This window comes from Lacticaseibacillus sp. YLM2-1 (genome assembly GCF_056583465.1).
This window is the reverse complement of sequence record NZ_CM152617.1, coordinates 1,475,894-1,497,744: the sequence shown is the minus strand read 5'-3', so window position 1 is coordinate 1,497,744 and position 21,851 is coordinate 1,475,894. Positions and strand designations below refer to the sequence as shown.

Below are 21,851 nucleotides of genomic sequence, written 5' to 3'. Positions count from 1 at the left end.
ACAAACGCGATTAGCATCAGGCAAACGGGTTTAAGCAAAGCGCTCACCAGATCGGCTTCTGATCTAGTGAACGCCTTTAGAGGAGGACAAGCATGAAGCGCTATTTAATTCTTGAAGACGGCAGCGTTTTCCCTGGCGTCGGTTTCGGTGCGGAAACTGTCACAACGGGCGAAATCGTTTTTAACACCGGGATGAGTGGTTATCAGGAAACCATCACCGATCAAAGTTACAACGGCCAAATCATTACCTTCACCCAGCCACTGATAGGCAACGTCGGGATCAATCGTGACGATTATGAAAGTATCGATCCAACCGCAAAGGGGATTGTGGTACGCGATGTTGCCCGAGTGACCGGCAATTGGCGCAGTCAAATGACCTTAGATGAATTTCTGAAACGCAAACACATTCCTGGCATCAGTGGCGTTGATACCCGCGCCTTAACTAAGAAGATTCGTGAAGTTGGGGCAATGAAGGCTAGTATTGTCGACGCAGCCGATGAGCACGCATTCGATCAATTGAAAGCCCTCGTGTTACCTAAAAATCAAGTCCAGCAGGTTTCTACCCAACAGGCTTACCCAGCTCCTGGCACAGGCCGCAACGTGGTCGTCATTGATTTCGGACTCAAACATAGTATCTTACGCGAACTTGCCAAACGGCAGTGCAATGTTACCGTGCTGCCTGCCACCACCACCGCCTCAACAATTCTCGAATTAGCGCCAGATGGGGTGATGCTCACCAATGGCCCTGGCGATCCAAAAGACGTTCCTGAAGCACTGGACATGATTCGTGGCGTGGAAGGCAAAATTCCGCTGTTCGGTATCTGCTTAGGGCATCAACTATTCGCACTCGCCAATGGCGCCAACACTTTTAAAATGAAGTATGGCCATCGCGGTTTCAATCATCCGGTTCGTGAAATTGCCACCGGCCGAATTGATTTTACCAGTCAAAACCACGGCTATGCGGTTGATCCTGACAGCATTGATCCAGATACTTTGTTGATCACCCACGTGGAAATCAACGACGGTACAGTAGAAGGTTTGCGGCACCGATTGTATCCGGCCTTTACTGTCCAGTTCCATCCAGATGCCGCTCCTGGCCCACACGATGCCGATCATCTTTTTGATGAGTTCATGGAAATGATGGATGCATTCTCAAATCGCACGCAGAAAGGATAATCATGCCAAAACGTCAAGATATTCATAAAATCTTAGTGATCGGCTCCGGTCCAATTATTATCGGTCAGGCCGCGGAATTTGATTACTCTGGTACGCAAGCCTGCCTTGCTTTACGCGAAGAAGGTTATGAAGTGGTTTTGGTCAATTCCAATCCAGCAACCATCATGACCGACACGGAAATTGCCGATCGCGTCTATATTGAACCCTTAACAGTCGAATTTGTGAGCCAGATTCTACGTAAAGAGTTACCTGATGCGATTTTACCAACCATCGGCGGCCAAATCGGCTTGAATTTAGCGATGAAACTTAGCAATACTGGCATTTTGGATGAATTGGGCATTGAATTGCTGGGCACTAAGCTGACGGCCATTGATCAAGCCGAAGATCGTGAATTGTTCAAAAACCTGATGCAGAAGTTGCATGAACCGGTGCCAGAATCAGCCATCGCTAATAACATTGAAGAAGCACAACAATTTGCCGATAAAATCGGGTTTCCGGTTATCATTCGACCGGCCTTCACCATGGGCGGCACCGGCGGCGGGATTGCGAACAACGAAAAAGAATTGGCAGAAATTGCGGAAAACGGTCTCAACCTGAGCCCCGTGACGCAGGTGTTGGTTGAACGCTCCATTGCCGGCTTCAAAGAAGTCGAGTTTGAAGTTATGCGCGATGCAGCGGATTCTGCAATTGTCGTCTGCAACATGGAAAACTTTGATCCTGTCGGTGTCCACACCGGCGATTCGATGGTCTTTGCGCCAACCCAAACGTTGACCGATAAAGAAGTCCAGATGTTGCGCGATGCTGCTTTGAAAATCATTCGCGCGTTGAAGATCGAAGGCGGCTGCAACGTCCAATTTGCCTTGGATCGTAACAGCTTCAAGTACTACGTCATCGAAGTCAATCCGCGGGTGTCGCGCTCCAGTGCACTGGCTTCCAAAGCTACTGGTTATCCAATTGCGAAAATGGCTGCCAAGATCGCAGTTGGCCTGCACTTAGACGAAATCAAAAATCCGGTCACGAAAAAAACTTGGGCCGAATTCGAACCGGCTTTAGACTATGTTGTCACCAAATTGCCACGCTTTCCGTTTGATAAGTTTGAAAACGGTGACCGCACATTAGGCACCCAAATGAAGGCCACTGGCGAAGTCATGGCAATTGGTCGAACGCTTGAAGAAAGTCTGCTAAAAGCGGTGCGCTCATTAGAAGTTGGACTAATTCATCCAGAACGGCCAGCTTTTGCCAAGTTGAGCGACGATGAACTGAGCAAACAGATCATTCAAGCCAACGATGAACGACTTTTCTATCTCGCTGAAGCTTTCCGTCGCGACTACACCATTGAAGAAGTCGCCGAGTTATCGAAAATGAACCCATTCTTCCTCGACAAGATCAAACATATTGTGGAATTAGAGCGGGAACTGGCGGCACATAAAGCTGATCTGGGGTTGCTCGCCGAAGTAAAGCGGTACGGTTTTGCCGACGAAGAGATTGCCAAACTCTGGGGCCTGCACGCTGACCAAGTGCGACAGATGCGCAAGGAACAAAAGATACTACCAGTTTACAAAATGGTCGATACCTGCGCCGGTGAATTTGCCAGCGACACGCCGTATTACTACAGCACCTATGAAAGTAGCACCGAAAGCGTTAAAAGCGACAAGCCGAGTGTGCTCGTGATTGGCTCGGGTCCGATTCGGATTGGTCAAGGGGTGGAGTTCGATTACGCCACTGTGCACAGTGTTAAGGCCATTCAAAAAGCCGGCTATGAAGCGATTATCATGAATAGTAATCCGGAAACGGTGTCGACTGACTTTTCGATTGCTGACAAGCTGTACTTTGAACCATTAACCCTTGAAGATGTCCTCAACGTCATTGATCTGGAACAGCCAGAAGGGGTCATCGTCCAATTTGGCGGGCAGACCGCCATCAACTTGGCTGAACCGTTGGCAAACCGTGGCATTAAGATTCTTGGCACTTCAGTTGAAGACCTTAATCGGGCCGAGGATCGTGACTTGTTCGATCAGGTGATTAAATCACTTAAGTTACCACAACCAGAAGGCGGTACCGCCACGGATAAGGCCGGTGCGTTAGCGGTCGCTGATAAGATTGGTTATCCGGTTTTGGTTCGGCCTAGCTACGTGTTAGGCGGCCGGGCGATGGAAATTGTTCACGACGCAACTGAACTTGACAATTATATTGATCGGGCGGTGTCCGTTTCACATGATCATCCTGTGCTGATTGACCACTATCTAGTCGGTAAGGAATGCGAAGTGGATTGCATCTCTGATGGTGACACCGTTGTTTTGCCAGGGATCATGGAGCATATCGAACGCGCTGGCATTCATAGCGGCGATTCGATGGCTGTTTATCCGCCGCAGACCTTTAGTCAAGACATTATCGATCAAATCACCGATGCCACGATTAAATTGTCGCGGACACTAAACTGCATTGGCTTGATGAACGTTCAATTCATCATTCACGATGGTAAAGCCTACGTCATCGAAGTGAATCCGCGCGCCAGTCGAACCGTGCCGTTTTTGAGTAAAGTGACCAACATCAAACTGGCACAAGTCGCAACATTGGCAATTCTTGGTTTAAGTTTGAAGGAACAAGGTTTTGAAACAGGCTTGTTGCCGAATCAGCCAGGTATTCACGTCAAATCACCGGTGTTTAGTTTTTCGAAGTTGAATCACGTTGATAGTCTGCTTGGGCCGGAAATGAAATCGACCGGTGAAGTCATGGGCAGCGACACCACCCTTGCGAAGGCGTTGTACAAAGCTTTTGAAGCGGCTGGCATGCACTTGCCACAATTTGGCCGGGCATTGATCACGGTTAAAGACGCTGACAAGGCTGAAGCAACGGCACTAGCAAAACGATTCCGCGAAGTTGGTTATCAACTAGTGGCAACAAGCGGCACTGCTAAGGCCTTTGAGAAAGCCGGTATCACAGTGTCAACGATTGAAAAACTTGATAGTGGCCAGGAGACGATTCTTGAAGACATTGCCAATCGGAAAATTCAATTAGTGATTAACACTATGAGTGCAGATAAGAAGGTTTCAAGTGACGGTTTCCGAATTAGAGAAGCTGCCATCGAACATGGCGTGCCATTGATGACCAGTCTAGACACAGCTGGAGCCATTTTGAAAGTTCTAGAATTACAAGCATTTTCAATATCGCCGATTAAAAGTTGAGCGCCTTGCCATACAAAGTGATTTTTACAACACTATCTAGGTATGATCACCATCAAAATGCTCGTTGCGTTATTAACGCTGTTATTTCAGCTTTTATAGCATGACGGGCACGCTTTAACGCACTTGCAGTCGCAGCAGCCTACACATAAGGAGGTACCACATGGCCATTCAATTGCCGGGTTTCACGATGAAAAATCCGTTAATGCCCGCGAGTGGGACGTTTGGTTTTGGCGAAGGTTACGCCAAAGAGTATGATCTCAATTTACTGGGAGCGTTAGTCACAAAATCGACGACACTCGCACCGCGCATCGGCAATCAAGGGACTATTTTTGCCGACGGCCCTGACAGTACTTTGAATGCAGTAGGTCTAAAGAATCACGGTTCTGATGTCGTGCTGCACGAAAAGCTGCCATGGTTGGCCACGCAGTATCCTGACTTGCCGATTATCGCTAGTATTGCCGGGGTGGATGTTGCCGAATACGCAGCAGTGGCGAAAAAATTGAGTGCCGCTCCTAATGTTAAGGCACTAGAAGTCAACATCTCCTGTCCGAATGTCAAGCAAGGCGGGATGGCGTTTGGAACAGACCCAGAAGTCGCTGCGGCCGTGACGCGTGCGGTTAAAGCCGCGAGCTCGGTGCCGATTTTCGTTAAGCTGACGCCGAATGTGACTGATATCACTGCCATTGCTGAAGCAGTCGAACAAGCGGGGGCCGATGGTCTTTCACTGATCAATACGTTTGTCGGCATGCGGCTGGATATTGCTACTGGCAAACCGCTTCTCGACAATGTGACTGGCGGCGTTTCAGGTCCGGCTTTGCTGCCAATGGCACTCCACATGGTTTATCAAGTGGCTCATGCCGTTCGAGTCCCGTTGATTGGGATGGGTGGGATCAGCTCTGGCCATGATGCAGCAGAAATGTTGGCGGCCGGCGCCACGGCACTTGCAGTTGGTTCAGCCAATTATTATCAAAAGCGAGCCATTCCGAAGATCGCAGCTGAATTGGCAGCCATACAGGAAGGACAGACAGTTTAATGACGCCTATTATCGCACTGGATTTTAAGGATAAGACCACAACTCTTGATTTTTTAAGCCAATTTCCAAAAGAAGAACATTTGTTCGTTAAAGTTGGCATGGAACTTTTCTATGCTGAAGGCCCAGCAATTATCACCGAGATTCAACAAGCCCGACCGGTGTCGATTTTTCTCGATTTAAAACTTCACGACATCCCTAACACCGTGGAAAAAGCGGCCTGGCAGTTGGGTAAACTAGGTGTGGCGATGACCACTGTCCACGCAGCAGGCGGGAAAGACATGATGATCGCAGCCAAACGCGGGCTATTGGCTGGCGCAAAGGCAGCTGGTCATCCAGCACCAAAAATGCTTGCGATCACGCAGCTAACTTCTACAGATCAGACGATGCTGACAAATCAGCTTTCGATTGAGATTCCGATCAGTCAAGCGGTTCAGCATCTTGCTGCCATCGCGCAGGCAAGTAATGCCGATGGCGTGGTGGCAAGTGCTTTGGAAACACCACTCATTCGAAGTGTGACGCGACCTGATTTTCTGGTAGTCACCCCGGGAATTCGACCGCATGGTGCGGCAGTCGGCGACCAAAAACGAGTCGTGACCCCGGGCAGAGCCAAGCGTTTAGGCAGTTCAGCGATTGTTGTTGGCCGGCCGATTACGCAGGCTGATGATCCGGTGGCGGCTTATCAATCAATTAAGGAAGCGTGGGAAACAGCACATGACTAAATTAGAAACACAAATTGCCAGCGACTTACTCCGTATTCAGGCAGTCACCTTGCGTCCTGATGCACCGTTCACCTGGGCCAGCGGCATGAAAAGTCCAATTTATACCGATAATCGCTTGACCATTGGCTACCCAGACGTTCGCAGTAAAATTGCAGCTGGTTTGGCGCAGCAAATTGTGGCTCACTATCCTGATGTTACCGCGATTGGCGGCGTGGCTACTGCTGGGATTCCACATGCGGCTTTGGTCGCAAACTTGTTGAACCTACCGCTGGTTTACATTCGCAGTAAGCCTAAGGATCACGGTCAAGGACGGCAAATCGAAGGGCATCTGCCAGCCGATGCTAAGCTGGTGGTCATCGATGATTTGCTCTCAACTGGCGGATCAGTCTTAGGCGCGGTTGCAGCCGCTCAAAAAGATGGTGCTACAGTTTTAGGCGTCGCTGCAATCTTTAGTTATCAACTAGCCGCGGTCAAAACTAATTTTGCCGATGCTGGCTTACCGTTCTTCACACTGACAAACTATACGGCTTTGATCCAAACAGCCGAGTCACAAGGCGCCATCACTAGTACGCAACTCGCTTCACTGCATCAATGGCGAGAAGATCCGGTCAAGTGGGGCGCACAGTTTCAATAAGCCGCCCCAATTGAGTCCCATGTTCAAATCGAAAAAGCCAAGCACGGTTACTTCAAAAAATATTTTGAAGTAACCGTGCTTTTTTGTCCTTGCCGATGACGTGAAGCTGCATTCGTTAATTTATGGGAACCAAGTCGCATTGGTGAGCAATCTAAGCAATCCATGAGGAAATGAGAATTCCAGAATATGATCGTTGATTCACATAGTGGCAAATAAAAAAATTATTTTTACTGATATTGGATTAATTAAGCAGTAAAATCCATTTTAAACTGATTTATTAGAAAATGATTTGATTGCATTTATATGCACAATGCGTTGAATTCAGGTTTCATCAAAATAGCTTCATGAGAATTCAGGAAAATCGAGCCGCGTTTTCTTGCTGTATCGATACCAACTGTTATACTACAGATAGGGGCAATTAAAGCTTATATACTTAGTTTCATTAATTTATGAGTAAAATTTATGGAAAATAGACGTCATCAGGTTAATTGTTATACAACAGTTGTTCACAATTTAGATGGCCACTGGCAAGATACCGTTTATCAACTTTGGAGGTGAAAGGATGATCACAGTTGCTATTCCAATGGGTTCGCAACCAGACATACTAACCCTTGTAACTCGTGCTCGCAGTGAGCTCGCTTCGACCTTGGCGGACAAACTGCAATTTGTTGTGTTTGATAGCGGTTCGAACGTTGACCAAGCAGACACTTGGACTTTTCATCAGGCGCGCGATGAAGCGGACGCGGTGACGCAAGCGGTTGGTTTAGTCGCTCAAGGTAAGGCCGATATTTTACTAAAGGGCATTGTGCAAACGCATACATTACTGAAAGAACTGCTTCGTCCTGACTATCAACTGCGGCTTCAGAAAGTTTTGTCTCATGTTGCGATTATTCATCTGCCACAACTAAACCGGCCACTTCTTTTGAGCGATGCTGGTATGAATATTGATCCCGACGAAGACAGGCTGGCCGCCATTGTCGAAAATGCAGTAGGCGTTGCGCATCAAATTGGTTTGCCAAAGCCAAAAGTTGCGCTACTCAGTGCAGCCGAGAACTTTAATCCGAAAATGCCTTCCTCAGTTTTGGCGCAGGCGGTCGCAAAACAGTTTGAAACGCGCTCAGATGCCGTGATTGCCGGCCCAATCTCGCTTGATTTGGCATTATCACCAGCATCTGTGGCGCATAAACATTATGAAGGCGGGATTCAAGGTGATGCCGATGTGTTAATTGTCCCAACCATTGATGTTGGCAATGTTTTATATAAGGCGTTGATGCTATTCACGGATGCTCGCTCAGGCGGCACGATTGTGGGGGCGAAAGTGCCGATAGTTTTAACTTCGCGCAGTGATTCCGTTGATAGTAAACTAACGGCGCTGGCATTCGCGATTGCACAACTGAAAGGCGGTGCCTCATGACCATGCATCCAAAACGCGATGTTGTCATCGTGATCAATCCTGGCTCAACTTCGTCCAAAATCGCCTTATTTAAGGCTGGTAAAATGGTCGCCGAACGCACACTTAACCACTCCTTAGCCGAGCTAAGTCAATTTGATGCCGTTATTGCACAAAAAGATTTTCGGATGCAAGCCATTCAAGAATTTTTAGCCGATCAGGACTTTTCAGCAAGCGAAGTGCTGGCAGTCGCTGGACGCGGAGGATTGTTAAAACCAATTCCGGGCGGTACGTATGCTGTCAATGAGGCGATGCTGGATGATTTAACCGCAGCCAAACGCAACGAACATGCAAGTAACCTTGGTGCAGGACTAGCACAGCAAGTCGCTGATCAATATGGCGTCAAGGCATATGTGGTGGATCCACCCGTGGTAGATGAATTGCAGCCGCTCGCTCGTATCAGTGGTTTAAAAGGAATCGAGCGACACAGTGCGGCCCATGTTTTAAATCAAAAAGCCATGGCCCGGCAAGTTTTGGCTACTATGGGCAAGACCTATGCCACAAGCCGTGTGATCGTCGCGCACATCGGCGGGGGTCTCAGCATTCATGCACATGAAAACGGCCGCATGATTGACGGCAATAACGGCATTGATGGTGAAGGACCGTACTCACCCGAACGAGCTGGCTCACTGCCACTAGTTGATTTTGTTGCCAAAGTGTTAGCTGAGCGGCTGACGCTAGACCAAGTCAAAAAATTATTGGCTAGTCAAAGTGGTTTGCGCTCGTACCTAAACGATATCAGTATCAAAAACATTGTCGCTCGGATTGCTGAGGGTGACGAAACCGCTAAGTTCTACTTAGATGGCATGATCTATCAGATTAAAAAACAGATCGCCGAAATGGCGGGCGTTTTAAATGGTCAGGTTGATGTGATTATTTTGACTGGCGGCGCTGCTTATGCCACTGCTGTGACAGCCCCGCTGCAACATGATTTAGCCTGGATCGCACCGGTGGTAGTGCGACCAGGAGAAATGGAAATGCAGGCACTCTATGAGGGGGTGATGCGCGTTTTGAATCATGAAGAACCCGTCCGCGTTTATCAATCAGACGCGTCAACAATCAAAGGGGGAACTGGCAGATGACAATGAACACAGATCTGGTGGTCCTGGGTGGCGGACCCGGCGGTTATGTTGCCGCCATTCGGGCCGCACAGTTAGGCATGCAGGTCGTTTTAGTAGAGAAGGCAAAAGTCGGCGGCATTTGTTTGCACAAAGGCTGCATCCCCACCAAGTCACTGTTGCATAGCGGTGAAACACTGCGACTGATGCAATCAGCTGCGACATTTGGCGGGATCATCGAAGGCAAAGTCGGCATTGATTTTGCCAAGATTCAAGCGCGTAAGGCAACTGTTGTGGACCAGCTTTACCGCGGGGTTCAAGGATTGATGAAGAAAAATAAGATCACCGTTCTTAACGGAACTGGCGCGGTTTTAGGCCCATCGATTTTCTCACCGGTATCTGGAACTGTCTCGGTAACCTTCGATGACAAAAGCAAAGAAGACGTGATGATCGTACCTAAACACGTCATCATCGCAACTGGCTCTAGTCCAAAGACTTTGCCGAGTCTGCCAATTGACGAAAAGATGATTTTGACCTCCAACGGCATGCTCGAACTCACGGCTTTACCGAAGAAAGTCGCAATCATCGGAGGCGGTGTCATCGGCGTCGAATGGGCTTCTCTGCTTAATGACTTTGGGGTGGATGTCACCATCGTTGAATTTTTGGATCAATTGGTGATCAACGAAAGTCAATCGATTGCCCGTGAATTACAGAAACAACTCGAAAACCGCGGCATTCACATCCAACTCGGCGCCAAAGTGGAACAGGCAACGATCAAAAATAAGCAGGTGGCACTGACCATCGCTGAACAAACCGATCCCTTAATCGTTGACAAAGTCATGGTTGCGATTGGCCGCCAGCCAAATGTTGAAGGCATTGGACTACAAAATACCTCGATTAAGTATTCGGCAAAGGGCATCACCCACAATGCGTTTTATCAAACAACGGAAGATCACATTTATGCGATTGGCGATGTCATCGATACCCTCCAGTTGGCGCATGTGGCGATGAAAGAAGGCATCATCGCGGTGGAACACATGGCCGGTCTACCAGTTGCACCGCTTAATTACAATGATGTACCGCGTTGTACGTACACCGATCCAGAAATTGCCAGTGTCGGCTATACCTCATCCAATTATCCGCAAGATCGCGACGTGAAAATTGGCCGGTTCAACTTTAATGCCAATGCTAAAGCGATCATTTTGGGCGATACAGCCGGTTTTGTCGAAGTGCTGCGAGATGTGGTAACCGATGACATTATCGGCGTCAGCATCATTGGTGCCCACGCCACCGACATGATTGCCGAAATGAGTGACGCGATGTACCTCGATGCCTCTGCTACAGAGATTGGTGATGCCGTTCATCCGCATCCATCACTATCGGAAGCCATTCAAGAAGCAACTTTAGATACCCACAAGATAGCCATTCACAAATAAGAAAGCGAGTGAGTCTGATGCAAAAAATGAAAACGACAGGGAAACTGAAAACGACAGGATTGAGTCGCGAGACCATTCTTGACGTCTATAAGGCCGTTATGCGTGGCCGCCGCGTCGATGAACGTTTATGGCAACTGACCCGAATTGGTAAATTCTCGTTTAACATTTCCGGACAAGGTGCTGAAGTCGGGCAAGCTGCTATGGCGTTGGCGTTTGATTATGACAAAGATTATTTTCTGCCTTACTACCGGGATCTCACCGCAGTGCTCATGTGGGGGATGACGACAAAAGATATTATGCTGGCCGGTTTTGGGAAAGAAGCCGATCCAGCTTCACATGGTCGTCAAATGCCAAGTCATTACGGCAGCAAGGCGCATAACATTGTGAGTCACTCCTCGCCAGTCAGCACCCAGTATCCAATTTCCGCTGGGATTGCCTATGGTGCTCAGATGCGTGGTGAAGACTATGTCACCGTGGTTACCACTGGGGATGGCTCCTTTAGTCAAGGTGAATGTGCAGAAGCCATGAACATCGCAGGCGTGCACAAGATGCCAGTAGTCTTCGTCGTTGAAAATAATGGATACGCTATTTCGGTGCCAGACAAAGAACAATATGCCGTTGAAAAGTTAGCTGACCGCGGCCCAGCGTTTGGTTTTAAAGGCGTTCGAGTAGACGGCCGCGACTTTGCGGAAACCTATCTGGCGTTCAAGCAAGCAGTGACGGATGCCCGTCAAGGCAACGGTCCGACCTTGATTGAGATCATGGTTGAACGACTCACCAGTCATTCTTCCGACGATGATCAGCGGGTATACCGTAGTGCCGAAGAACTTGCCGAAATCAAAGAAAACGATCCGGTGAAACTTTTCCAACAACAATTAATCGACGAAGGGTACCTGAACGAAGCCGACATTGATCGCATTGAAAAGGAACTTGAAACCGAGATTAACCAAGCAACCGATGAGGCAGAAGCCATGCCTGATCCAGATCCAGCCAAGATCACCGACCAGTTGTACGCAGAATAGGAGAGCGCGAACTGCCACGGGTAGGAACCGGAGTAAAAGTATCCTTGGACGTGGATGGTCGGACTTTGACCATTGCGACCAAGATACTTACACGCAGGTTTCTGGGCTGGTGAACGCGTTTAAAGGAGGATGAAGAACCATGGCTGAATTAACTTATTTAGAGGCGATCCAACAAGGTATTGACGAAGAAATGGCGAAAGATGAAAACGTCCTTATTTTCGGGGAAGATGTCGGCGGTGACAAAGGCGGGGTCTTTGGCGTCACGAAAGGCTTGGCTGCCAAGTATGGCGATAAACGGGTTTTCAACACACCTTTAACGGAAATTGCTATTGGTGGTATGGGCGTTGGCCTTGGACTAGTTGGCTTCCGGCCAATCGCCGAATTCCAATTTGCGGATTATATTTTACCAGCTGTCAACCAGCTCAATTCCGAAGCGGCCCGCATGCGGTACCGCAGCAAAGGCGACTGGACCGTGCCGGCAGTTTTCCGCGCTCCATATGGCGGCGGCGTGCGCGGCGGCTTTTATCACTCACAATCAACGGAAAAGATCTTTGCTGGGCAACCAGGTTCGCGGGTCGTCACCCCGTCAAATCCATACGACGCAAAAGGCATGATTAAAACCGCGATTCGTAGTGACGATCCGGTGATTTTCTATGAACACAAACGTCTATATCGCTTGCTAAAAGCGGAAGTGCCGGAAACGGATTACACCGTGCCAATTGACAAGGCTAATGTGATTCGCGAAGGTGACGACTTGACCGTGATTGCATATGGGGCGGTGCTCCAACATGCCTTAACTGCTGCGGAGAAGCTGGCCGGTGAAGGCGTCAGTGCAGAAATCGTTGATGTCCGCTCACTTTATCCACTTGATCGGGAAACCTTAGTCGCAGCAGCAAAGAAAACCGGTAAAGTCTTATTAATCACCGAGGATAACAAGGAAAGCACCATCATGAGTGAAGTTGCAGCCATGATTGCCGAGGATGCCCTTTTCGATCTCGATGCACCAATCAGACGGTTAGCAGGACCTGATGTGCCGGCAATGCCATATGCTGTTGGGCTGGAACGAGCATTCTTAGTTAACGAAGAACAAGTTTACAACGAAATGAAAGCGCTCGCAGCATATTGATGAAGGGGGAAAATAGCATGGCGATCGAACAAATCTTACTGCCCGGTTTAGGCGAGAGTGTTCACGAAGCGTCCATCATTAATTGGCTGGTCAAACCAGGCGATCATGTCAAAAAATACGATCCCTTAGCTGAAACCGTATCAGATAAAGTGACGACCGAAATTCCATCGAATTTTGCTGGCGTCATTAAAGCCTATCTCGTTGACCTTGATAAAGAGGTTCCAATCGGTACACCGATCATGAGCATCGAAGTTGAAGGCGCAGCAAGTGCGCCTGAACCAGCTGCCGCCACCAGTTCACCGGCTGCACAACCGGCATCGCCACCAGCACCAGTACCAATTCCGGCAGCGCCAAGCAAACCTAGTGCCGCTGGCGGCAAGCGTTTTTCACCCGCCGTGTTGGCCTTAGCTGAAGAAAAAGGCGTCGACCTTAATGATGTCATCGGCACCGGTAACAATGGCCGAATCACCCGCAAGGATGTGCTCAATTACACGCCTAGCGCCAGCGCGCCAACCTCAGTGCCTGAGCCTTCAGCTCCCGCTCAAGCAACCGCCCAAGCGCCAACCGCACCGCCCGCATCAGCAATACCGGAAGCACCAAAGCCAGCACCTGAAACGATCAACTTTGAACCTGGCATTCATGATCAAATTGTCCCGGCTGATGGTATTCGTAAAACAATTGCTCGTCACATGGTGCAAAGTGCCACCGAAATTCCGCATGCTTGGATGTTAGTGGAAGCAGATGTGACGAACATGGTTAAACTGCGTAACCGCATGAAGGACAACTTTAAACAGCAGGAAGGCATTTCCTTATCTTACTTCCCATTCTTCATTAAAGCCGTCGTTCAAGCCTTGAAGAAACATCCGAAGATCAACACTAGCTGGCAAGACGGGAATATTGTTTATCATCAGGATTTCAATATCTCAATTGCCGTTGCAACCGATGATTATCTTTATGTACCCGTGATAAAACATGCCGACCAGCTGTCCATCACCGGGATTGCCAAAGAAATCAACCGTCTAGCGCAACTCACGCGCGCTGGAAAACTGACGTCGGCTGATATGGCAGATGGCACCTTCACCGTGAACAATACCGGATCGTTTGGCTCAGTTGCCTCTATGGGGATTATTAATTATCCGCAGGCAGCGATTATGCAAGTCGAAAGCATCAACAAGAAACTGATCGTCACCGATGACGGCATTAAGATCGCTGACATGGTCAATCTGTGTCTGTCGCTGGATCACCGTATTCTCGACGGCCTGCAAGCCGGACGATTTATGAACGATGTCAAATTGAACTTAAGTCAATACAACATCGAGTCGGATCTTTACTAAAGCACAGTACGACATGTTTGCGTTGAGAACATTGAATTTCCACAGATTTTCAAAACAGCTGTAGAGATGTGCCATGACAGGAGGAAAAAGATCATGAAAATTACAATTGCTGGTGTCGGGGCCATGGGTGGCCGCTATGCATTGATGCTCAGTCGCGCAGGCAATGATGTCGACGGTATTGACGGCTGGGCTGACAATGTGAATGCTATCAATGAGCATGGCCTGCAGGCCAACTTCGATGGCGAACAAGTTGTTGCTAAGATCAAAGCCTATGAACAAACCAAAATTGATCCAAGTGCAGTGGCTGATCTCGTCATCCTCTTCCCGAAATCCATGCAACTAGACGGTATGATGCAGTCATTAAAGCCGGTGATCACTGACCATACTAAAATTCTGTGTTTAATGAATGGTATCGGTCATGAAGAAATCATCGAAAAATATGTCACACGCGACAATATTTTTATTGGTAATACGATGTGGACCGCCGGAATGGAAGGACCAGGCAAATTAAAGCTATTCGGCAGCGGTTCAGTCGCCTTGCGCAACGTCGAAGACGGCGAAGCAGCAACCGCGGCTGCAAAAAAGATCGTGAAATTGTTATCAGACGCTGGACTAAATGCTGAATACTCTGATAATATTCTGTATACGATCTACAAGAAAGCAACGGTCAATGGCACAATGAACGGCTTATGCACGATTCTGGACTGCAATATGAGTGAATTTGGCAGCACCTCAACCGCTGAGGACATGGTTGTCGCAATCGTCAAAGAATTCTCGGCAGTTGCCGCAAAAGAAGGCATTGATTTGAATGTGCCTGACACGGTGGACTACATCAAAACAACCTGGGATCCAAACACGATCGGCCATCATTATCCGTCCATGCATCAAGACCTGATTACCAATCACCGCTTGACTGAGATCGATTATATTAACGGTGTGATTGATCGGCGCGGTAAGAAGTACGGTATTCCGACCCCATATTGTACCTTCTTAACCCAACTAGTCCACGCCAAGGAACAGTTGCTGCACGCAAAATAATGAAGGGGTGACACATGATGGCTGATTCGACGAACAAGGAGATGACCCATGCGGCTGCAGATGCACTTGTAGACGAACAAAAGGGGAAAGCAGGCGGGCTTGTTGAAGACAACAAAACACCTGAAAAGTCCCAGAAAATGACGCCACGCGTTTTTCTTAATAAGGTTTTATCAGGAACGGCCTTGGGCGTTATTATCGGCCTCATCCCCAATGCTGTTCTATCCGGCATTCTGAAATACTTCGGCACCAACACATTTGCGGTCACGTTGACGCAAATTGCCGTGATTTTTCAACTTGCGACACCGTTGATTATTGGCGGTTTGATCGCCTTGCAATTTGAATTCAATCCAATGCAGATGATGGTAACGGCTGGTGCTTCCTTTGTTGGTTCGGGGGTTGTGAAATTTAATCCTGCCATGAAAGCCTATGTCGGTGCCGGCACTGGTGATTTGATCAACACCATGATCACCGCCTCGATTGCTGTGCTGGTTCTGATGTGGGTCAAAGATAAATTCGGCTCCACAGCAGTGGTTGCCATGCCGATCTTGGTTGGGTGCGGGGTCGCCTATATCGGGGTCTTACTGTTGCCGTTTATTGCAGCATTTACCGCAGCGATTGGCGATGTGATTAACAGTTTTACGACCTTACAGCCGATTTTCATGGCAATCTTAATTTGCTGCTCCTTCGCCACGATTATCATTAGTCCAATTTCGACTGTTGCCATTGGCCTAGCCATCCAACTGAACGGGGTTTCGGCTGGTGCAGCGGCGATGGGGGTTGCAGCAACAGCACTTGCGCTTGTCGTTTATTCATGGACCGTGAACAAATCTGGCGTGACCTTGGCAATTGCTTTAGGTGCCATGAAACTCATGATGCCGAACTTGTTCAAATATCCGATTATCTTAGTACCGTGCTTGTTCACCGCGATCATTTCGGCAATTCCAGTTGCACTGCTTTCTATCAGCGGTACGCCGCAATCTTCTGGGTTCGGGATTGTCGGTTTAGTCGGACCGCTGGCATCCATGGAGGCTGGCCTAGCGATCCCGCTGGTTGTCCTTTGCTGGATCGTGATTCCAGTTGCAGCAGCCTTGCTAAGTAAGTTATTGTTTGAAAAAATGCTCAAGCTTTTCGATAGCAATGTTGTGTTTAAGTTCCAAGGTTAAACAGCATCAAAAAAGCTCACGTTTTGCGACGTGAGCTTTTTTTGGTGCCGTCAGAACAAGTTATTCAAGATGTTTATGGCCTTGCGCATCATACACGCGGTGGTCGTTAATGGCGACTTTCTTGTGGACAGCTTGGGCTAAATCAACATCTGTCATCTCGGCAATGCCAAGTAGATAAATGGTGACATCAGCCAATTCTTCCGCGATGTTGGCGTGATCGTCCTTTAATAATGCCGTCGTTAATTCAGCCATTTCATGGTAGGCCAATAACATTTCGAAATTTGTATCAGTGGTGTTCCAGCCATGTTTGATCTTGTTAGCTAATATATGCGCCTGAACGGTTTTGGATGAAGGAATGTCTGATGCTTTCATCGTTCTGATTGCCCCCTAGACACTGACATCAATTGAACGTGACGATTACTTGGTAGGCGGGTTGCGTAACTTGTCGACCAGCTCGACGTCAGGCGTGACAGCGACCGTCTTTTGCCCTTCATAAACCACAAATCCTGGCTTGGCGCCATTAGGTTTACGAATCTTTTTGACTTCGATCCAGTCCACCGGTACATTAGCACTGTCACGGGCTTTTGAAAAATAGGCGGCCAACTTAGCCGCTTCGAGCAACGTTTTCTCACTTGGCTGATGACTATCGATGATAACATGGGAGCCTGGTATATCTTTCACGTGCAGCCAGATATCGGTTTTCTTAGCAGTGTGCAAGGTCAATTGATCATTCTGCAAGTTATTCTTGCCCACCCAAATTTTGGTGCCATCGCTGGCATAAAATTGATCAGGTTTTGCGACCTTTTGGCGTTTAGCCCCCTTTTTGTTGGTCTTTTGCTTGCGTAAATAGCCTTGCTGCTGCAGTTCGAGCCGAATATCGGCCAAATCTTTCGGGCTAGCGACGTCGATCTGGGCCATGATACCTTCAAGATAATCAATTTCTTCCTGATTTTCCTGCATTTGTTGATGGACATGGGCAACGGCATTACGCAGTTTTGTATATTTAGCGAAGTACTTCTGAGCATTTCTAGACGGCGTCAGTTGGTTGGATAGTGTGATTTTGATTGGCCGATTGTCATCATAGAAATTAGGCAGCTCGATGCTGGTCATGCCGCGTTCGACCTGACTTAAATAAGTCGTCAACACTTCGCCACGAATTCGGTAATCATCGGCCTTTTCCGTTTCCTCTAAGGTCCGCTGCAACTTACGCTGTTTTTTGCGATCTTTATCAAGGACGTTCTTGATGACGTGGATCAGGTTCCCACCTTGCTGCAAGACGCGATCGTGCTCGGCCTTTTGTTCATAATAAGCATCCAACATCGTGCTGAGGGTCGGATATTGGCTTTGCTCACCAGTCAATGACAGGTAGGGGATTGCCGTGAAAACGGCCTTTTTACCTTGTGCCGTGATGGTCGGCACGGGTGTCGCCAGTGCGGCAAAGAAACCATCCCAGCCTGCATCGCCTTGGTTGAGTCGTAACGCAAGCTCAGTAGCCGAATCTTTAGCTAAGCCTTGATAATGCTGTTGTAACAGCGCTGCGCGACTTAAGGCGGGCGTGACCTCGCGTTCTAATGCGTGGTAACGCCGGTCTGGATCGTGAAAAGGATCGGTTTTGTCTTGCTTAGGCGGTTCAACGTAAGGGGCACCTGGCATCAGGGGACGATAACGATTTTGATCGGCCGACACATGCCGAATGAGATCAATAATTTTACCAGTACGTTCACTGACAAGGAAAATATTGCTGTGGCGACCCATCATTTCGATGATCAACCGCAAGCCGAGTTCATCGCCGAGTTCGTCACGGGTTGAGAACTCAAAGTGGAGCACCCGGTCATTTTGCACCTGATGCACGGCAGTTAAGGTGGCCGCATTAAAATACTTCCGCAAAGTCATGGTGAATGTTGCGGGAACATCAGGGTTCGTGAATGGAATATGCGTGATCTGAACCCGCGCATATTGAGGGTTGGCTGACAGAAGGAGGGGATGATTCTTTCGTCCCGCTCGAATAGTGATCACAACTTCATTTTCATAAGGTTGTTGAATTTTAGCAACACGGCCGCCGCTTAAAGTTGCATTTAGCTCGTTGGCCATGGCATGGGTAAAGATTCCGTCAAATGACATGTTGATCCGCTCGCTTTCCAATTGTACCAATCATTTTACCGGTTTTTGGGTGTCATAGCAAAAAGCGATTGGTGGGGGACTGCGCACCCGCTACATTTTTGTTTTTTATGGTATGATGTAGACAATCATTTTTGAAAAAGTGGGTGTCTGTACATGAAAATTGCTATCGTGACGGATAGTACCTGTTATCTGCCGCAAGCCGAAATCGACAAACATCACATCACTGTGGTGCCGATTCCGGTTATTCTTGACGGCGCGGTTTACGACGAAGGCAAGGATATCACCACCGAAGAATTCTATGCCAAATTAAAGACTGCCAAAACGTTCCCCAGCACCACGCAGCCGCCGCTGGGCGAGATGCTGAAGCTTTACGAGAATCTTGCTAATGAAGGCTATGACACTATCATCAGTATTCATCTGGCCAGCACAATTTCCGGTTTTGTGAATACATTGAAAGGTGCCGTAGATGAGGTTCAAGGCGCAAAGGTTTATGTTTATGATTCACAAATTACCGTTATTTTGATGGGTTGGCTGGTTTTGGCAGCAGCACAAATGGCCGAAGCCGGTGATGATCCTGAGGCGATCTTGGCTCGATTAGATAACTTACGCACAACCATGGGTGAGTATTTCATCGTTAATGATCTGCAAAACCTTGTTCGCGGCGGCCGACTCAGCAATGCCTCGGCTTTTATCGGTGGCATGTTAAAGATCAAGCCATTGTTAACGTTTGACGATCAAAGTCACAAGATCGTGGCGATCGAAAAAATTCGCTCCATCAAAAAGGCTTACTCTCGCGTTGAGACTTTGTTTCAAGAAGAACTTGATCGAGTTGATTATCCGGTTCGCGCGGTTGTTATCCACGCTAATGATCCAGACGAGGCCAATCGTTGGTTAGCAGATTTACAGCAGAAGTTTCCAACAGTTCCATTCGAACTATCTTACTTTGGCCCAGTTGTCGGCACCCACTTAGGTGAAAAGGCAATCGCCTTAGCTTGGATGAAGGATTTTACGAAAGCATAATCAGAAGTCGCGTTTAGGCGCGGCTTTTTCAATTGAAGGGGATGCCTATATGTTTTTTGATCAACCGCTAGCAAAAGGAAAAATTCTGAGCGAAACCCCGCATTATCATGGGCCGATTTTCGATGTTGTGACGCAACATATTAAAACGCCTGATGGCCTCACAGTTGAGCGTGACTTGATTCGCCACGCCAATGCAGTGGCCATGTTGGCTATGACCGATGATGGACGCGTGCTAGTCAATCGCGAGTATCGAGTTGCGGTAAACAGTGAAGTCTTTGGCTTACCAGCCGGTTTGATGGACCCGGGTGAAGACTGGCAAACCGCCGCAAGCCGGGAATTGCGCGAGGAAACCGGCTACGTGACGCACGATTTGCAGTGGATGACCGCTATCCGTTCAAGTGAAGGGATGACGGATGAAACCGTCAATCTGGTGTTGGCACATCTTGACTTGGCTGATAAAACAAAACAAGACTTCGATCAAGACGAATTTGTAACTAGCCGATTAGTCCCATTTTCTGAATTAGTTGCGGGTGTCAAAGCTGGCAAAATCCGTTCGGCGCAAACGGTATCGGCTGTGACTTATTATTTGGCCTTTATCGCCAAAGATTAAAATATTGATTAGAGGTTGGGGCTGAGCTTTCATTCTTGCATAGAATTCGTGATTCACTAGATTTCGAATAATCCGGGAAAAATCTAGACTAAGGGTTCTTTGCCGTGGCAAACTCCGCAATCTCCGGCCAGATGGGGCTGGAACGCGTGACGGCGCTTCGAGCCCCATCTGGCCTGCGATTGCTCCGCCTTGGCACTGATTTCTTCAAATTTTCAATAAAAATTATCTATGTGAAAAAGGTCAACGTTTTTCCTTTGTATGGAAATTGTTGCCTTTTTTTGATGACTTCGCGTTATGGTTTAACCTGATTATTTGCTTAAGAAAAACTCCTCAGCTTAATTAAAATAACTGGATTTCTCCGTGCTTGGTCAGCAATAGAAAGCCAATACTTTGATTCGACGCTTATCTTATGAATATTTATGCATAATATATTTACTTTTCAAGCAATTGCGCGTACACTCGAAAGCAATTAAGAAAGCAGGTGGCGTGATGTTACGCAAAAGTGTTGCCAGGCTGCCGGACTATGTTTCGGACAGCACACCGGAGCGACTCGCGAAAGCAGCGGGACTTGCCAAGCTGACGCGTTTGTCATTCAATGAAAATCCGGTTGGCACATCGCCCAAAGTGAAAGAAGCGCTCGCAAATTGGGCGTTTTCGCAAGGACGCAATTATCCTGATCCAGATGCACTGCCATTACGAACAGCCGTGGCCGAACGACTACACGTAAACCCCGACCAGCTCCTTTTTTCCAGTGGTTTGGATGAAATGATTGCCTTGATTTGCCGGACATTTTTGGAAGTCGGGGACGAAAGCCTTCAACCGTGGCCGACTTATCCGGAATATCAACTACAGGCAGCTATCGCGGGTGCCACAACGGTGAATGCTGCCGTAACGCCGGCAACCGGACTTATTGATCTTGATGATTTAGCCGCGCACATTACGGCCAAAACAAAAGTGATTTGGTTGTGCAATCCGAATAACCCGACCGGTACTTATTTACCAATTTCTCAGATCGCCCAGTTTATGAAGCGGGTGCCTGCTGATGTGCTAGTAGTGGTCGATGAAGCCTATATTGATTTTGTCGCCGACGTTCCGAATCCGTCTGCGCTGTCACTGATTACCCAATTCAACAATTTACTAGTCATGCGGACATTTTCAAAATTGTACGGTCTAGCTAATTTTCGCGTCGGGTTTAGCATCGTGCCGCAGCGAATAATTGCTAAAATGCAGAATGTGCGCTTGCCTTACAACATTAGCGGTATTAGTCAAACGGCGGCATTAGCAGCTTGGCAGGATCAAGCCTTCACTCAAACCGTGAAACAGCAACTATTGACAGCACGGCAGCAATGGTCAGCTTTTTTTGAGGCCAACCACATTCAGCACTATGCCAGTCAGACCAACTTTATGTTGTATCAAGTCGCCGATCCCCAAGCGCTTGGCGCCTTTTTAAAACAGCATGGCTACTTGGTTCGCGACAGTATGGTACCCGGCTGGATTCGCCAAAGTTTTGGAACACCTGCGCAAGATGCAGAGATGCGACAATTACTACTGACGTTTCTTAAAACGGATACTGAGGTCCCTAATTAGTGGACTGATTATGCAAAAAAATGTTTACTTTCAAAATAATAATTTGACCAAATATTCATAAAAAAACATCATTGATGCTGGCTGCCGCACCTTTTTATGCCACAACTTGTGGTGGCATTATCCGCGCCGAATTAAAAAAA

The 21,851-nt window shown here is 48.0% G+C and carries 18 protein-coding genes; 16 read left to right on the top strand and 2 right to left on the bottom strand.

What is annotated here, in order from left to right; translation table 11 throughout:
* Positions 1-92 precede the first annotated feature (92 nt).
* The 13 genes from AC07KQ_RS07260 to AC07KQ_RS07200 all read left to right on the top strand — a co-directional run bounded on the left by AC07KQ_RS07260 (position 93) and on the right by AC07KQ_RS07200 (position 16,373).
* A complete protein-coding gene (locus AC07KQ_RS07260; RefSeq protein ID WP_003570893.1) occupies positions 93-1,175 on the top strand; it encodes a carbamoyl phosphate synthase small subunit in 1,083 nt (360 codons plus the stop codon).
* 2 nt (positions 1,176-1,177) lie between these two features.
* Positions 1,178-4,360, top strand: a complete 3,183-nt coding sequence (carB, locus tag AC07KQ_RS07255) for a carbamoyl-phosphate synthase large subunit (protein ID WP_016387817.1) — start codon at positions 1,178-1,180, stop codon at positions 4,358-4,360.
* Between the two features lie 160 nt (positions 4,361-4,520).
* The gene (locus AC07KQ_RS07250) at positions 4,521-5,393 is read left to right on the top strand and encodes a dihydroorotate dehydrogenase (protein ID WP_480156529.1); all 873 of its coding nucleotides are present in this window, start codon (positions 4,521-4,523) and stop codon (positions 5,391-5,393) included.
* Positions 5,393-6,112 (top strand): orotidine-5'-phosphate decarboxylase, encoded by a 720-nt coding sequence (pyrF, locus tag AC07KQ_RS07245; protein ID WP_003575113.1) that lies wholly within the window; start codon positions 5,393-5,395, stop codon positions 6,110-6,112. The genes AC07KQ_RS07250 and pyrF overlap by 1 nt, the downstream gene beginning before the upstream one ends.
* The gene (gene pyrE / locus AC07KQ_RS07240; protein ID WP_003575111.1) at positions 6,105-6,746 is read left to right on the top strand and encodes an orotate phosphoribosyltransferase; all 642 of its coding nucleotides are present in this window, start codon (positions 6,105-6,107) and stop codon (positions 6,744-6,746) included. The genes pyrF and pyrE overlap by 8 nt, the downstream gene beginning before the upstream one ends.
* 562 nt (positions 6,747-7,308) lie before the next feature.
* Positions 7,309-8,160, top strand: coding sequence for a phosphate acyltransferase (locus AC07KQ_RS07235; protein ID WP_003575109.1), 852 nt, complete (start codon positions 7,309-7,311; stop codon positions 8,158-8,160).
* On the top strand, positions 8,157-9,278 hold the full coding sequence (gene buk / locus AC07KQ_RS07230; protein ID WP_003575106.1) for a butyrate kinase: 1,122 nt from the start codon (positions 8,157-8,159) through the stop codon (positions 9,276-9,278). The genes AC07KQ_RS07235 and buk overlap by 4 nt, the downstream gene beginning before the upstream one ends.
* Entirely contained in the window at positions 9,275-10,690 is a 1,416-nt protein-coding gene (lpdA, locus tag AC07KQ_RS07225) for a dihydrolipoyl dehydrogenase (RefSeq protein ID WP_003575104.1), read from the top strand. Before buk ends, lpdA begins: the two co-directional genes overlap by 4 nt.
* Before the next feature lie 17 nt (positions 10,691-10,707).
* On the top strand, positions 10,708-11,712 hold the full coding sequence (locus AC07KQ_RS07220) for a thiamine pyrophosphate-dependent dehydrogenase E1 component subunit alpha (protein ID WP_016387819.1): 1,005 nt from the start codon (positions 10,708-10,710) through the stop codon (positions 11,710-11,712).
* Positions 11,713-11,851: 139 nt separating this feature from the next.
* Positions 11,852-12,838, top strand: coding sequence for an alpha-ketoacid dehydrogenase subunit beta (locus AC07KQ_RS07215; RefSeq protein WP_003575101.1), 987 nt, complete (start codon positions 11,852-11,854; stop codon positions 12,836-12,838).
* A gap of 17 nt (positions 12,839-12,855) precedes the next feature.
* Positions 12,856-14,172, top strand: a complete 1,317-nt coding sequence (locus AC07KQ_RS07210; protein ID WP_016387820.1) for a dihydrolipoamide acetyltransferase family protein — start codon at positions 12,856-12,858, stop codon at positions 14,170-14,172.
* A 93-nt stretch (positions 14,173-14,265) separates the two neighbouring features.
* On the top strand, positions 14,266-15,210 hold the full coding sequence (locus AC07KQ_RS07205; RefSeq protein ID WP_003565495.1) for a 2-dehydropantoate 2-reductase: 945 nt from the start codon (positions 14,266-14,268) through the stop codon (positions 15,208-15,210).
* 14 nt (positions 15,211-15,224) lie between these two features.
* Positions 15,225-16,373, top strand: a complete 1,149-nt coding sequence (locus AC07KQ_RS07200; RefSeq protein WP_003594488.1) for a PTS sugar transporter subunit IIC — start codon at positions 15,225-15,227, stop codon at positions 16,371-16,373.
* Positions 16,374-16,433: 60 nt separating this feature from the next.
* Here AC07KQ_RS07200 and AC07KQ_RS07195 read toward each other — a convergent pair whose 3' ends face one another.
* Positions 16,434-16,745 (bottom strand): MazG-like family protein, encoded by a 312-nt coding sequence (locus AC07KQ_RS07195; RefSeq protein WP_003575091.1) that lies wholly within the window; start codon positions 16,743-16,745, stop codon positions 16,434-16,436.
* Positions 16,746-16,790: 45 nt separating this feature from the next.
* Positions 16,791-18,494, bottom strand: a complete 1,704-nt coding sequence (locus tag AC07KQ_RS07190) for an NFACT RNA binding domain-containing protein (RefSeq protein ID WP_003590829.1) — start codon at positions 18,492-18,494, stop codon at positions 16,791-16,793.
* A gap of 153 nt (positions 18,495-18,647) precedes the next feature.
* On the opposite strand from AC07KQ_RS07190, the gene AC07KQ_RS07185 reads away from it, so the two are divergent.
* The 3 genes from AC07KQ_RS07185 to hisC all read left to right on the top strand — a co-directional run bounded on the left by AC07KQ_RS07185 (position 18,648) and on the right by hisC (position 21,711).
* Entirely contained in the window at positions 18,648-19,514 is an 867-nt protein-coding gene (locus AC07KQ_RS07185) for a DegV family protein (RefSeq protein ID WP_003565486.1), read from the top strand.
* Between the two features lie 49 nt (positions 19,515-19,563).
* Positions 19,564-20,124, top strand: a complete 561-nt coding sequence (locus AC07KQ_RS07180; protein ID WP_003565484.1) for an NUDIX hydrolase — start codon at positions 19,564-19,566, stop codon at positions 20,122-20,124.
* A 489-nt stretch (positions 20,125-20,613) separates the two neighbouring features.
* Positions 20,614-21,711, top strand: coding sequence for a histidinol-phosphate transaminase (gene hisC, locus AC07KQ_RS07175; protein ID WP_003575088.1), 1,098 nt, complete (start codon positions 20,614-20,616; stop codon positions 21,709-21,711).
* Positions 21,712-21,851 lie beyond the last annotated feature (140 nt).

What these genes read in the sequence shown, in the direction of transcription:
- AC07KQ_RS07185 (WP_003565486.1), top strand. Translation starts at nt 18,648, where the DNA reads ATGAAAATTGCTATCGTGACGGATAGTACCTGTTATCTGCCGCAAGCC.
- AC07KQ_RS07190 (WP_003590829.1), bottom strand. Translation starts at nt 18,494, where the DNA reads ATGTCATTTGACGGAATCTTTACCCATGCCATGGCCAACGAGCTAAAT.
- pyrF (WP_003575113.1), top strand. Translation starts at nt 5,393, where the DNA reads ATGACGCCTATTATCGCACTGGATTTTAAGGATAAGACCACAACTCTT.
- AC07KQ_RS07250 (WP_480156529.1), top strand. Translation starts at nt 4,521, where the DNA reads ATGGCCATTCAATTGCCGGGTTTCACGATGAAAAATCCGTTAATGCCC.
- AC07KQ_RS07205 (WP_003565495.1), top strand. Translation starts at nt 14,266, where the DNA reads ATGAAAATTACAATTGCTGGTGTCGGGGCCATGGGTGGCCGCTATGCA.
- AC07KQ_RS07235 (WP_003575109.1), top strand. Translation starts at nt 7,309, where the DNA reads ATGATCACAGTTGCTATTCCAATGGGTTCGCAACCAGACATACTAACC.
- AC07KQ_RS07260 (WP_003570893.1), top strand. Translation starts at nt 93, where the DNA reads ATGAAGCGCTATTTAATTCTTGAAGACGGCAGCGTTTTCCCTGGCGTC.
- pyrE (WP_003575111.1), top strand. Translation starts at nt 6,105, where the DNA reads ATGACTAAATTAGAAACACAAATTGCCAGCGACTTACTCCGTATTCAG.
- AC07KQ_RS07215 (WP_003575101.1), top strand. Translation starts at nt 11,852, where the DNA reads ATGGCTGAATTAACTTATTTAGAGGCGATCCAACAAGGTATTGACGAA.
- AC07KQ_RS07180 (WP_003565484.1), top strand. Translation starts at nt 19,564, where the DNA reads ATGTTTTTTGATCAACCGCTAGCAAAAGGAAAAATTCTGAGCGAAACC.
- lpdA (WP_003575104.1), top strand. Translation starts at nt 9,275, where the DNA reads ATGACAATGAACACAGATCTGGTGGTCCTGGGTGGCGGACCCGGCGGT.
- AC07KQ_RS07195 (WP_003575091.1), bottom strand. Translation starts at nt 16,745, where the DNA reads ATGAAAGCATCAGACATTCCTTCATCCAAAACCGTTCAGGCGCATATA.
- carB (WP_016387817.1), top strand. Translation starts at nt 1,178, where the DNA reads ATGCCAAAACGTCAAGATATTCATAAAATCTTAGTGATCGGCTCCGGT.
- AC07KQ_RS07200 (WP_003594488.1), top strand. Translation starts at nt 15,225, where the DNA reads ATGATGGCTGATTCGACGAACAAGGAGATGACCCATGCGGCTGCAGAT.
- hisC (WP_003575088.1), top strand. Translation starts at nt 20,614, where the DNA reads ATGTTACGCAAAAGTGTTGCCAGGCTGCCGGACTATGTTTCGGACAGC.
- AC07KQ_RS07210 (WP_016387820.1), top strand. Translation starts at nt 12,856, where the DNA reads ATGGCGATCGAACAAATCTTACTGCCCGGTTTAGGCGAGAGTGTTCAC.
- AC07KQ_RS07220 (WP_016387819.1), top strand. Translation starts at nt 10,708, where the DNA reads ATGCAAAAAATGAAAACGACAGGGAAACTGAAAACGACAGGATTGAGT.
- buk (WP_003575106.1), top strand. Translation starts at nt 8,157, where the DNA reads ATGACCATGCATCCAAAACGCGATGTTGTCATCGTGATCAATCCTGGC.